Here is a 13,014-nt window from a genome sequence, read left to right as displayed (position 1 = left end):
ACACACATGACACGAATTATTTCTGTAGCGAACCAAAAAGGCGGCGTTGGTAAAACAACGACCACTGTAAATTTAGGCGCATGTTTAGCAAACTTAGGCAAAAAAGTCTTACTGATCGACATTGATGCACAAGGAAATGCTACCAGTGGCATGGGTGTCCCTAAACCAGATGTCGCACACGATGTGTATGATGTCCTTGTAAATGAAGAACCAATCACTAGCGTGGTTCAACATACCAGCCGTGAAAATTTAGATATTGTCCCTGCAACTATTCAATTAGCAGGCGCCGAAATTGAGTTAACTTCAATGATGGCTCGAGAATCGCGCTTGAAATTAGCAATTGATGAAGTAAGAGACATGTATGATTTCGTTTTAATTGATTGCCCGCCTTCTCTAGGGCATTTAACAATCAATGCTTTTACAGCAAGTGATTCGATTCTAATTCCTGTTCAATGTGAATATTACGCATTAGAAGGCTTGAGTCAATTGCTAAATACGATTCGCTTGGTTCAAAAACATTTTAACCCTGAATTGAAAATTGAAGGGGTCTTGTTAACCATGTACGATGCTCGGACCAATTTAGGTGCCGAAGTCGTTGAAGAAGTCCGTAAATATTTCCGTGAAAAAGTCTATGATACGATTATTCCAAGAAATGTCCGTTTATCCGAAGCACCAAGTCATGGTTTACCAATCATTGACTATGATATTCGCTCAAAAGGTGCCGAAGTGTATCAAGCACTAGCAAAGGAAGTGTTGGAGAATGAATAAAGGCAAAGGTTTAGGCAGAGGCATCGATGCCTTGTTTCAAGATATCGCAAAGCTAGAAGATGTCGACGTTAAGAACGAACAAGTGACAGAAATTCTATTAAACGAACTTCGTCCCAATCCTTACCAACCACGGAAAACATTTGATGAAACCTCTTTACAAGAACTTGCAAACTCGATTCTACATTCCGGTGTGTTTCAACCGATTATTGTTCGTAAATCGGCAGTTAAAGGCTATGAAATTATTGCAGGTGAGCGTCGGTTCCGGGCTTCTAAATTAGCCGGCAAAGAAAAAATTCCCGCAATTATTCGCGAATTTGATGAAGAATCCATGATGCAAGTTGCTGTTTTGGAAAACTTACAAAGGGAAGATTTAAATCCGCTAGAAGAAGCAGAAGCCTATGAAATGCTAATGAAAAATTTGAAATTAACACAAGCGGAAGTCGCAGAACGTTTGGGCAAAAGTCGCCCGTATATTGCCAATTATTTACGATTGCTAACCTTACCTGATGCGGTCAAAGCAATGGTTCAAAAACAAAGCATGTCAATGGGTCAAGCACGGACGTTATTAGGCTTGAAGAACAAAGAACAGCTATTGCCATTAGCTAATCGTTGTATTAAAGACAATTTAACGGTTCGACAATTAGAACAACTTGTCGCTGAATTAAACGAAACACAAGGCAAAAAGGGCAAAAAAGCGAAAAAAGCCATCAAAGAAAAACCCATTTATATTCGTGAAAGTGAAGACCGCTTAATGGATAAATTTGGGACAACCGTAGCAATTCAAGAAAAAGAAGGCAAAGGAAAAATTGAAATTGAGTACTTGTCCTCTTCGGATTTGGCTAGAATTTTAGATATTTTAGATATTCATTTTGACGAGGAATAAAAAGCAAAGTGAGAAAGTAAGACAGAAAGTCACAAATCCTTTTGCTAGTTTCGTTAAAAAATGGTATTGTAATCATGGTATTTTTATATAAGTAAGAGAAGAAAGAAGGCTTGGAACATGTATGATTTAGGCGATATTGTTGAAATGAAAAAGCCGCATGCTTGCCAAGCAAATCGTTGGCAAATCATTCGCATGGGCGCTGATATCAAAATCAAGTGCACGAATTGCGGGCATATTGTCATGATGCCGCGTCGTGATTTTACTAAAAAATTAAAAAAAGTAATCGAGAAAAAAGCAGACTAATGCTTTGATGCCTCTAATAGAAAAGAGAATAGACTGAGAGAAAGAGTGGAAAACAAATGGCACTAACAGCTGGAATTGTCGGCTTACCAAACGTTGGTAAATCGACCCTATTTAACGCAATTACAAAAGCAGGAGCAGAAGCTGCAAATTATCCCTTTGCAACGATTGATCCGAACGTCGGCATGGTTGAAGTACCAGATGCCCGTTTACAACGCTTGACAGAACTAGTAAAACCGAAAAAAACAGTTCCCACAACGTTTGAATTTACAGACATCGCCGGAATTGTTAAAGGTGCCAGCAAAGGAGAAGGGCTGGGAAATCAGTTTTTAAGTCACATTCGTCAAGTAGATGCAATCTGTCACGTGGTTCGTTGTTTTGATGACGAAAATATCATGCGTGAACAAAATCGAGATGCGGATTTCGTTGATCCTTTAGCAGACATCGATACAATTAATTTAGAGCTAATTTTAGCAGATTTAGATTCAATCAATAAGCGCTATACTCGCGTGGCTAAAATGGCGAAAGCAAAAGATAAAGAAGCGGTGGAAGAATTAGCTGTTTTAGACAAAATTAAACCAGTTTTAGAAGAAGGTTTATCTGCTCGTACGATTGAATTTACGCCAGAAGAAGAGAAAATTGTTAAATCTCTTTTCTTATTAACCACAAAGCCGGTCCTTTATGTAGCAAATGTTTCAGAAGATGAAGTGGCAGATCCAGACAACAATGAGTATGTACAACAAGTTCGTAATTTTGCAACCAGTGAAAATGCGGAAGTAATCGTAGTTAGTGCGCGAGCAGAAGAAGAAATTGCTGAATTGGATTCTGAAGAAGACAAGGCTGAATTTTTAGAAGCAATGGGCATTGAACAATCTGGCTTAGATCAATTGATTCGTGCGGCTTACGATTTGTTAGGCTTAGCTACCTACTTTACAGCTGGTGAACAAGAAGTTCGTGCGTGGACGTTCCGTAAGGGAATCAAGGCACCTCAAGCAGCTGGGATTATCCACAGTGACTTTGAACGAGGCTTCATTCGTGCGGAAACAGTTTCTTATGAAGACCTAGATAAATATGGCAATATGCAAGCTGCCAAAGAAGCGGGCCGTGTTCGTTTAGAAGGAAAAGACTACGTCGTTCAAGATGGCGATGTTATGTTGTTCCGTTTTAACGTTTAAGAAAAGACCCATGCCCAACAAGCAATTTGTTTTGGGGTAAGCCCACATATTTAAGGCCATTCAGCCGTTTAGAAAGAGGTTCCCTCTACATGAGGGTGAGGAGGATACAACTATGGAAGCAGAAGCATTACGAGCAATCGTGGCTGAGAATCGTCAATTAGAACAGAATTTGACTAAAAGAAATGAACAATACATTTTTGACTTAAAAAAATCATTAAAAGCGGCTAATTTATCTGAAGAGGAGCTAGCATTGGCTCTACACGGTATTTTACCAGAATTAGTAGCCGGTCAAAAAACAGGTAAAACAGCCCGTCAGTTATTTGGCACTGTTTCAGAACGGACGGAAGCAATTTTAAATAAACCAGCAGAAGTCAAAGAACCAGCGGGCTGGATGATTTGGCTCGACAATACCTTACTATTACTTGGTTTATTAACAATCATGTTAGCGGCGATGTCTCTATTTTCAAAAGGAACCGCACAACCTCTCGGATTAACCACATATATCTTAGGTGCGATGGCTGGGGGTTATGTTTTCTATCTAATGCACAAATATGTTTACCGTTTTGATCGTCAAGGTGGCGACAAAAGCAAACGTCCTGGTTGGTTAAAAACGACCGCCATTCTATTTGGTGGGATGTTCTTGTGGATTGCAGTTTTCGCTGGTTCAGCGATGTTGCCACCAGTGATCAATCCCATTTTAGATCCGATGATTGCTTTAGTAATCGGTGCGTTAGCCTTTGTAGCACGCTATTTCTTCAAGAAAAAATACAATATTCAAGGTAGTTTCATGACACGTCAATAAACGGCGCGCGCTCAATTGTGAATGCGCTCGGCTGACGCAGAAACTGCAACAAGCAAAGTCGCTCTCTCAATAGAGCGTTTTAACAGTTAAAGCCTGGGGGATTAGTCGAAAAAACTAGTGTCCCAGGCTTCTGTTTTCAGAAGTTTGCTAAAGAAAGGAGCCTCTTATGGGACAACAAGTGAAGTCTTGGTGCCGTCAACACGAGCGGCTACTCATTTTTATTAGTTTTCTCTTATTAAGTGGACTTTCTCTCTATTTTGTCTATTTTCAAGAGAATTTTTTACGAGCAAGTGATTTCCGCTTTCATCAAAATCGGGTGGAAGGTCTCGCATTAGCAATTAAAAACAACGACTGGTTTCCTAAAATCAATTATTTTTTCTTGGGAGGCTATGGCTATGCCTCTAGTTTGTTTTATCCAGATGCGTATCTTTATTTACCTGCGCTTTTGCGTGTTCTGGGGCTTTCCTTTGTCGCTAGTATGGCGATTTTTGTGTTTGCAGTAAACTTGGCAACATTTAGTCTTACTTATTATGCAGGCCGATTAATGGCGCTCTCTAAAAAAAGAAGCTATCTCTTTGCCATTTTGTATGGCTTATCTATTTACCGCATGCAAGACTTGTTTAATCGCCAAGCGTTAGGAGAATTTTTGGCGCTAAGCTTTTTTCCGTTGGTCTTAGCGAGCCTGTTTTTATTACGAAAGGGAACCACGAAATATTGGCCGTTGTTAACGCTGGCGATGACTGGCATTGGGTTGGCTCACTTTATTTCTATTGAAATGGTTTCTATTTGGATTGGGTTATACATTCTGTTTTATTGGCAGCAGTTTTTTAAAAAGGAGGTCCTGTGGGCATTAGCGAAGGCTGCAGGTCTGACGCTGCTTTGGCTGGCCTTTTATCTTTTACCAGTTGCTGAACAAATGAAAAATCAAGTGTTTAAAGTTACCTCCAATCCACTCACTTATATTTCCGAAAGAAGTTATCCCATTGTTTCTCTTTTCATTAATAGTTTAAAGAGCAGTGTTTTTCACGCGAAAACAGCGAATCTAGGAACCCTTTTGTTTGTGGGGCTTGTTGTAGCAGTGGTTTCGCTTGCCAGCAAAAAAATTCAGGACAAACGGTTTATTGGTTTGACGCTGGTACTCTTATTGATGGTTACCACGCTTTTTCCTTGGCACTTGCTGAACCACACGCCTTTAAATACGATTCAGTTTCCTTGGCGGTTTTTAGGGATTCTTTCCGTAATGCTCGCTTTTTTCATTGCACAAGACGAATGGGGCGTTTTCCGTAAATCTTGGACTGTGGCTTTGTTGGTTTTCCTTGCCATCAGCAATTTAGGCATTTATCAATATCAAAGTATTCAGTCACAACAAGGCCACCTGTTAACAAAAGCTGAGTATGAGCAACCAACGCCTTTTTATATCGGTGCGGGCCATGAATATTTGCCAGATGAAATCAATTATCAGGAATTATTGAAACAGAAAAAACGACAACTTGATTATTCGGCAGCACAAGTAACCATTACAAATGTTAGAATGCCTTATGGGAAAATTTCATTTGACTACCAAGTGGTGAATCAATCAGCGAAGGTGACCGTTCCTTTTATTTATTACTTAGGCTATCAAGCCACGATTCAAATGAAAAACCAAACGGGCGCTAAAAAAATGAGCCTAACCAACCAAGGAGGCTTAGCCGCTCTTTCTTTATCTGGTACAGGACATGTCGACATCCGTTACCAAAGAACAAAAGTGCAAAAAATAGGGACAATGATGACCTTGCTTTCTGTCGGTGGTTTTGGATTTAGCCGATTTTTACAACAAAAAAAGAAACACAAGATAAAAGAACAACGATGAAAGTAGGACCTTAATTAGGAAGAGTTGAATAAAGGACAAACCGATTTCGGCGTTTTGTCCTTTATTCCTCATTGATTATTTAAACAAATCTAGTTGACTTCCTTAGTATTATCTGTTATTTTCATATATAAAATTAAGTCGAGGAGTGGACAAAAAAATGTCAAATTGGGAAACAAAATTTGCGAAAAAAGGTCTTACATTTGATGATGTGCTATTAATCCCTGCAGAAAGCCATGTCTTACCAAATGATGTAGACATGAGTGTACAATTAGCTAAAAATATCAAGTTAAATATTCCATTGATGAGTGCCAGTATGGATACTGTTACAGATAGTAATATGGCAATTGCGATGGCTCGTCAAGGTGGACTAGGTGTCGTACATAAAAATATGACTGTCGCCCAACAAGCAGACGAAGTACGTAAAGTCAAACGTTCTGAAAGCGGCGTTATCATTGATCCATTCTTTCTAACACCAACAAACTTAGTAGCGGATGCAGAAGAATTAATGAGTCGTTACCGTATTAGCGGTGTGCCGATTGTAGAAACAATGGAAAACCGTAAATTAGTCGGAATTATTACAAACCGTGATATGCGTTTTGTAACCGACTACCAAATCAAAATTGAAGAAGTCATGACAAAAGATCATTTAGTCACTGCGCCAGTTGGCACATCTTTAAAAGATGCAGAAAAAATCTTACAAAAACATAAAATCGAAAAATTACCAATCGTTGATGAAGCAGGTCGCTTAAGTGGCTTAATTACAATTAAAGACATTGAAAAAGTGATTGAATTCCCAAATGCTGCCAAAGACGAACACGGTCGTTTACTTGTGGCGGCAGCAGTCGGCGTCACTAGTGATACGTTCGAACGTGCGGAAGCATTATTAGAAGCAGGTGCCGATGCGATTGTTATCGATACTGCACATGGCCATAGTGCCGGCGTTATTCGCAAAATTAAAGAAATTCGTGAAACGTTCCCTGAAGCAACATTAATTGCTGGTAATGTTGCCACTGCTGAAGCAACCAAAGCATTGTATGATGTCGGCGTTGACGTTGTCAAAGTTGGTATTGGACCTGGTTCAATTTGTACAACACGTGTCGTTGCTGGTGTTGGTGTTCCTCAATTAACAGCGATTTATGATGCTGCTTCTGTAGCTAGAGAATATGGTAAAGCAATTATCGCTGATGGCGGTATTAAATATTCTGGTGATATCGTGAAAGCCTTAGCTGCTGGTGGACATGCTGTAATGCTAGGAAGTATGTTAGCAGGTACAGATGAATCTCCAGGCGAATTTGAAATTTATCAAGGCCGTCGTTTCAAAACTTACCGTGGCATGGGCTCATTGGGTGCAATGGAAAAAGGATCAAGTGATCGTTACTTCCAAGGAAGTGTCAATGAAGCAAACAAATTAGTGCCAGAAGGAATCGAAGGACGTGTCGCTTACAAAGGAAGCGTTTCTGATATTGTCTTCCAATTAATCGGTGGCTTGAAATCAGGGATGGGTTACGTCGGTGCAGCAGACCTGAAAGCGTTGCGTGAAGAAGCACAATTTGTTCAAATGAGTGGTAACGGATTGAAAGAATCACATCCACATGACGTTCAAATCACAAAAGAAGCACCAAACTATTCTGTTCAATAAAATAAAAGCTGATTTTTTTGAAATTTAAAAGAGGCAGACGTCATTTCGACGTCTGCCTCTTTTTCTGTAGAATGAAGGAGTTGCTTCTGTTTCCGCCGTTTATCAGGCTCCTTTTTCTGTAGAATAAAAGCCGTTATCTGATATCAGACAACGACCTTCATCTTCCCTTTATTTAATAACTGTTAGGTTACCCATGTAAGGTACTAGGACTTCTGGTACAGTCACAGAGCCATCTTCGTTTTGGTAGTTTTCTAAAATAGCAGCGACTGTCCGTCCCACGGCTAAACCAGAACCATTGAGTGTATGCGCATATTGGACTTTATCATTTTCATCACGGTAACGAATCATCGCACGGCGCGCTTGGAAATCTTCACAGTTTGAGCATGAACTGATTTCACGGTATGTCTCTTGAGCGGGAATCCAAACTTCCAAGTCATAAGTTTTCGCAGCTGAGAAGCCCATGTCACCTGTTGAAAGAGCCATGACACGGTAAGGTAATCCCAGTTTTTGCAGAATTTCTTCGGCATTATTCGTCATTTTTTCTAATTCCTCATAAGAATGCTCTGCATCACTAAATTTAACCATTTCGACTTTATTAAATTGGTGTAAACGAATTAACCCACGTGTGTCACGACCAGCGCTACCAGCTTCAGAACGGAAAGAAGGGCTCAAGGCCGTAAAGTAAATCGGTAAATCCTTGCCATCTAAAATTTCATTGTTGTAGTAATTGGTTAGAGGGACTTCCGCAGTTGGAATTAACGTTAAATCCGTATCTTGTAATTGGAAGACATCTTCTTTAAATTTAGGAAATTGGCCAGTCCCGAACATGGCGGTGTCATTAACGATATAAGGCGTAATCATTTCTGTATACCCATGTTCATAAACATGTAAATCTAACATGAAGTTGTATAACGCACGTTCTAAGCGAGCACCTAAGCCTTTGTAATAAACAAAACGGCTACCAGCTACTTTGGCACCACGTTCAAAATCTAGAATGCCTAAGTTTTCAGCGACTTCCCAGTGTGGTTTTGGTTCAAAAGCAAAAGTTCTTGGTTCACTCCAACGACGTACTTCTACATTTTCTTCTTCACCAGCACCAACAGGCACAGAATCATCTGGCAAGTTCGGTAAAGTAGTTGTGATCCCACGTAGCTCTTCGTCAATAGCATTAATTTCTGCATCTAACGCTTTAATATTACCGCCGACTTCTTTCATTTCCGCGATTTTAGCCGTTGCATCTTCTTTGTTCCGTTTTAATTGAGCAATTTCAGCAGACACATCGTTCCGGTATTTTTTCATTTCTTCGACTTTGACTAATAAATCACGGCGACTTTCATCTAAACGCAGAAATTCCACTAAGATTTCTTCTTTCACACCACGGGTTTGTAGCTTTGCTTTTACTTCGTCAAAATTTTGACGCATCATTTTTACATCTAACATATTTTTTCCTCCTTAAAATTAGTACATAATCAATAATAACTGTTGTAGAAAACAACAAAAAAGCCATCTCACCCCAAAAATAAATATTCTTGGGACGAAATGACTGGAAATCTCGCGGTACCACCCAAGTTCAGTAATGTTACTGCCCTTGATTTGCAGATAACGGCTGCAGACCGTTCCAACTTATTTCGCTGGACACCTGGAAGAGACGGACTTCTTTATAGATGAATGTTTGCTCGCACCCCCGCAAACTCTCTGGAATTCAGTGCCATAAATACTTTTTCTCTTAGTTTTCTCTTTTCTATAGAATACCGAAAAAGTTCAGGGATGTCAATTAACTCTCTGATTTCTTGTTGGTACGCTGTAAGGGTAGATGAATAATAAAGGAAGTCCACTTTTGATCAGACTTCGCATAAATATATCCACCATGTAAAGCGACAATACTTTGTGCAATAGCCAGACCTAAACCAGTACCCCCCGTTTCTTGTGATCGGGATTCTTCGACACGATAGAAGCGGTCAAACAACTGATCTAAAGAATGTTTAGGGATAGCTGGTCCATCATTGCGAACAGCAATAATTGCTTCGGTGCCGACTTTGTCTACTTCCATCACAATATGATGGCCGCCTTTGCCATATTTCAAAGCGTTTGAAAGAAGGTTGTTAAAGACTCGGACTAGTTTTTCTGTATCGCCTTCCATCATTAAAGAAGCTGGATTGGCTTTTACTTGGATTTGCATATTAATCTTTTTCGCTTCCAATTCAAAATCGGCAGCAAGCTGTTCAATTAATTGTGCCATATCAAAAGTCGTCGTATGAATCGGTACACTTGGTTGACGGACTTTTGTATATTCAAAAAGATCATCAACTAATAATTTCATTTGTTTCGCTTTGACGTAAGCGGTATGCGTATATTTCAGTAAATCTTCTTGGCTATGAAATTGACGATCTTCAATCAATCCCAGATAACCAATAATAGAAGTTAACGGTGTCCGAATATCATGACTGACATTCGTAATTAATTCATCTTTTGATTTTTCAATTCGCCGTTCATCTTCAATGGCTGCGACAGTACTATCCACCAGACCGTTAATACTCGTCACGACTTTTGCTAAATCACCACTTAATTCAAACGGAATGCGGTGATTGTAATTACCATCAGCGATGTAATGTAACTCACTGATAATATGACGTAATTGCATTTGATGGTAGCGACGAATTAAGCGCCAATAGAGAACAGCTGCATCTACTAAAAAGAAAATGGGTAAGACAAATTTATTCCAGCTCCAAAACAAATCAGTATTTAATTCTTTAGCGACCGCATCCTTAGTGGCCCAGATGACACCAGCTAAGGGCGAGTTTTCACTAAGTAGTTGTCCTAAAAGGAACATAATTGAGACATTTAATAGTAGTAATAAAACAATTGTCACAATTGCTTCTGCTAATAACTCGCTGATTTCTTTAGAAGTTAAGGTAATTCGTTTTTGTTTTTCAATCTTTTTAGGTTTAACGAGCATCGATCTTATATCCAACTCCCCACACTGTTTGAATGACTTTTTCTCCACCAGTTGCTTCTTCAATCTTATCTCTTAAATGACTGACGTGAACCATCACGGTTTTAGCAGAAACAATGCTTTCTTGTTGCCACACACGCTCAAAAATTTCATCCGCACTAAATACACGATTTGGATGACTAGCTAATAGATAGAGGATACCAAACTCAAGAGCGGTTAATTGAATTTCTTTTCCTTCTATTGTTTTGACTTCGTGAGAGTCCTTATTAATCATTAATGGGCCGACTTCTAATTCATCGGGTTCTTCTTTGGTTAATTGCATTTGGCTTCTACGTAAAATAGACTTCACCCGAGCCATTACTTCTAAAGGATTAAAAGGCTTGGTGACATAATCGTCTGCACCAGCAACTAAGCCTTTGATTTTATCCATATCGGTTGTTTTTGCTGTTAACATAATAATTGGAATTTGCGATTCTTTTCGAAGTTCTTTCACTACTTCCATTCCATCCATGATTGGCATCATAATGTCCAAGATTAATAAATCGATATCTGGTGTTGTGTGCAATTTGGATAACGCTTCTTTTCCATCATAAGCTTTCACGACTTCGTATCCTTCATTATGAATATAAATACTCAATAGTTCTACAATTTCTTTATCATCATCTGCAACTAAAATTTTCATAAGCGTTCATTTCCTCCATATATAAAAAATCTCTTTTCCATATTTTAACAAATAATTGCTAAAAAGGACAAAATCCTTGATATATTACGATAAATTTAGAAGATTTTGCTAAAAGTTAATAAACTATAGCCAAAAAAGGATGAAAGGGGGTAAAAAGCGAACGAAAATACCTATACCAATCATAATAATCGGTATTGAAAAAAAGTTTAAAAAAAGTGAAAATAATGATTGACCAATGCTTGAAATCTTGGTATATTATTACATGTCGCAAGGCGAGTCACACAGCTGAGCGATTCAGAAATCAATAATTAAATAACAATTCTTGATTTCAAATCTCTCGAAAAAAGTTTGAAAAAACAACAAAAAAGTTGTTGACAAATAACAAACGAGATGATAAGATATAGAAGTTGTCACAACAGACAACAACAACCGAGCAAAACAACTTAAAAAAACTTTTTTAAAAAAGTTCTTGACATTCAAACGAAAGTTTGTTATGATATAAAAGTTGCTGCGAGGTAACGTAGACCTTTGAAAACTGAACAAAGAATAGACGAACCAAATGTGTAGGGCGTCTTGATTCAATTCAAGACAACAAACATTTTTAACAAGCAAGCAATATGCTAGCAAACAAATTGAGCTTAACAATCGTAAGATTGTTCTAACTTTTATTATGAGAGTTTGATCCTGGCTCAGGACGAACGCTGGCGGCGTGCCTAATACATGCAAGTCGAACGCTTCTTTCCTCCCGAGTGCTTGCACTCATTTGGAAAGAGGAGTGGCGGACGGGTGAGTAACACGTGGGTAACCTACCCATCAGAGGGGGATAACACTTGGAAACAGGTGCTAATACCGCATAACAGTTTATGCCGCATGGCATAAGAGTGAAAGGCGCTTTCGGGTGTCACTGATGGATGGACCCGCGGTGCATTAGCTAGTTGGTGAGGTAACGGCTCACCAAGGCCACGATGCATAGCCGACCTGAGAGGGTGATCGGCCACACTGGGACTGAGACACGGCCCAGACTCCTACGGGAGGCAGCAGTAGGGAATCTTCGGCAATGGACGAAAGTCTGACCGAGCAACGCCGCGTGAGTGAAGAAGGTTTTCGGATCGTAAAACTCTGTTGTTAGAGAAGAACAAGGACGTTAGTAACTGAACGTCCCCTGACGGTATCTAACCAGAAAGCCACGGCTAACTACGTGCCAGCAGCCGCGGTAATACGTAGGTGGCAAGCGTTGTCCGGATTTATTGGGCGTAAAGCGAGCGCAGGCGGTTTCTTAAGTCTGATGTGAAAGCCCCCGGCTCAACCGGGGAGGGTCATTGGAAACTGGGAGACTTGAGTGCAGAAGAGGAGAGTGGAATTCCATGTGTAGCGGTGAAATGCGTAGATATATGGAGGAACACCAGTGGCGAAGGCGGCTCTCTGGTCTGTAACTGACGCTGAGGCTCGAAAGCGTGGGGAGCAAACAGGATTAGATACCCTGGTAGTCCACGCCGTAAACGATGAGTGCTAAGTGTTGGAGGGTTTCCGCCCTTCAGTGCTGCAGCAAACGCATTAAGCACTCCGCCTGGGGAGTACGACCGCAAGGTTGAAACTCAAAGGAATTGACGGGGGCCCGCACAAGCGGTGGAGCATGTGGTTTAATTCGAAGCAACGCGAAGAACCTTACCAGGTCTTGACATCCTTTGACCACTCTAGAGATAGAGCTTTCCCTTCGGGGACAAAGTGACAGGTGGTGCATGGTTGTCGTCAGCTCGTGTCGTGAGATGTTGGGTTAAGTCCCGCAACGAGCGCAACCCTTATTGTTAGTTGCCATCATTTAGTTGGGCACTCTAGCGAGACTGCCGGTGACAAACCGGAGGAAGGTGGGGATGACGTCAAATCATCATGCCCCTTATGACCTGGGCTACACACGTGCTACAATGGGAAGTACAACGAGTCGCTAGACCGCGAGGTCATGCAA

General features: G+C 40.2%; 10 protein-coding genes, 1 rRNA gene and 1 other annotated feature (1 of these 12 only partly in view). Of the genes, 8 read left to right on the top strand and 3 right to left on the bottom strand.

Annotated elements, in window-relative coordinates; all coding sequences use genetic code 11:
• Window positions 1-6 precede the first annotated feature (6 nt).
• The 7 genes from IGL42_RS12995 to guaB all read left to right on the top strand — a co-directional run bounded on the left by IGL42_RS12995 (window position 7) and on the right by guaB (window position 7,416).
• Window positions 7-768: a ParA family protein gene (locus IGL42_RS12995; RefSeq protein ID WP_002355976.1), complete on the top strand. Its 762-nt coding sequence runs from the start codon at window positions 7-9 to the stop codon at window positions 766-768.
• Entirely contained in the window at window positions 761-1,651 is an 891-nt protein-coding gene (locus tag IGL42_RS12990; RefSeq protein WP_002355975.1) for a ParB/RepB/Spo0J family partition protein, read from the top strand. The genes IGL42_RS12995 and IGL42_RS12990 overlap by 8 nt, the downstream gene beginning before the upstream one ends.
• Window positions 1,652-1,768: 117 nt before the next feature.
• Complete coding sequence (locus IGL42_RS12985) at window positions 1,769-1,954, top strand: DUF951 domain-containing protein (protein WP_002355974.1); 186 nt, start codon at window positions 1,769-1,771, stop codon at window positions 1,952-1,954.
• Window positions 1,955-2,010: 56 nt separating this feature from the next.
• Window positions 2,011-3,126 carry a redox-regulated ATPase YchF gene (gene ychF / locus IGL42_RS12980; protein WP_002355971.1) on the top strand — a complete coding sequence of 372 codons (1,116 nt, stop codon included), beginning with the start codon at window positions 2,011-2,013 and terminating at the stop codon, window positions 3,124-3,126.
• Between the two features lie 112 nt (window positions 3,127-3,238).
• Complete coding sequence (locus tag IGL42_RS12975; protein WP_002363563.1) at window positions 3,239-3,928, top strand: DUF1129 domain-containing protein; 690 nt, start codon at window positions 3,239-3,241, stop codon at window positions 3,926-3,928.
• A 166-nt stretch (window positions 3,929-4,094) separates the two neighbouring features.
• The gene (locus tag IGL42_RS12970; RefSeq protein WP_010710938.1) at window positions 4,095-5,777 is read left to right on the top strand and encodes a 6-pyruvoyl-tetrahydropterin synthase-related protein; all 1,683 of its coding nucleotides are present in this window, start codon (window positions 4,095-4,097) and stop codon (window positions 5,775-5,777) included.
• A 157-nt stretch (window positions 5,778-5,934) separates the two neighbouring features.
• Window positions 5,935-7,416, top strand: a complete 1,482-nt coding sequence (gene guaB, locus IGL42_RS12965) for an IMP dehydrogenase (protein ID WP_002355966.1) — start codon at window positions 5,935-5,937, stop codon at window positions 7,414-7,416.
• 168 nt (window positions 7,417-7,584) lie between these two features.
• On the opposite strand, the gene serS is transcribed toward guaB, so the two are convergent.
• The 3 genes from serS to IGL42_RS12950 form a co-directional block, all read right to left on the bottom strand.
• A complete protein-coding gene (serS, locus tag IGL42_RS12960) occupies window positions 7,585-8,856 on the bottom strand; it encodes a serine--tRNA ligase (protein ID WP_002355965.1) in 1,272 nt (423 codons plus the stop codon).
• A gap of 87 nt (window positions 8,857-8,943) precedes the next feature.
• Window positions 8,944-9,150, bottom strand: a binding site (T-box leader).
• Between the two features lie 40 nt (window positions 9,151-9,190).
• Window positions 9,191-10,372 carry a sensor histidine kinase gene (locus IGL42_RS12955; protein ID WP_002363566.1) on the bottom strand — a complete coding sequence of 394 codons (1,182 nt, stop codon included), beginning with the start codon at window positions 10,370-10,372 and terminating at the stop codon, window positions 9,191-9,193.
• A complete protein-coding gene (locus IGL42_RS12950) occupies window positions 10,362-11,051 on the bottom strand; it encodes a response regulator transcription factor (RefSeq protein WP_002355963.1) in 690 nt (229 codons plus the stop codon). The genes IGL42_RS12955 and IGL42_RS12950 overlap by 11 nt, the downstream gene beginning before the upstream one ends.
• Window positions 11,052-11,717: 666 nt before the next feature.
• Between IGL42_RS12950 and IGL42_RS12945 the strand changes: the two genes are divergently transcribed.
• Window positions 11,718-13,014: ribosomal RNA gene (locus IGL42_RS12945) — 16S ribosomal RNA — on the top strand; it runs 264 nt beyond the window's last position.

It is taken from the genome of Enterococcus sp. DIV0712 (assembly GCF_050554855.1).
In the GTDB taxonomy this organism is placed as follows: domain Bacteria; phylum Bacillota; class Bacilli; order Lactobacillales; family Enterococcaceae; genus Enterococcus; species Enterococcus faecalis.
This window is presented reverse-complemented; position numbering and strand designations above follow the sequence as displayed.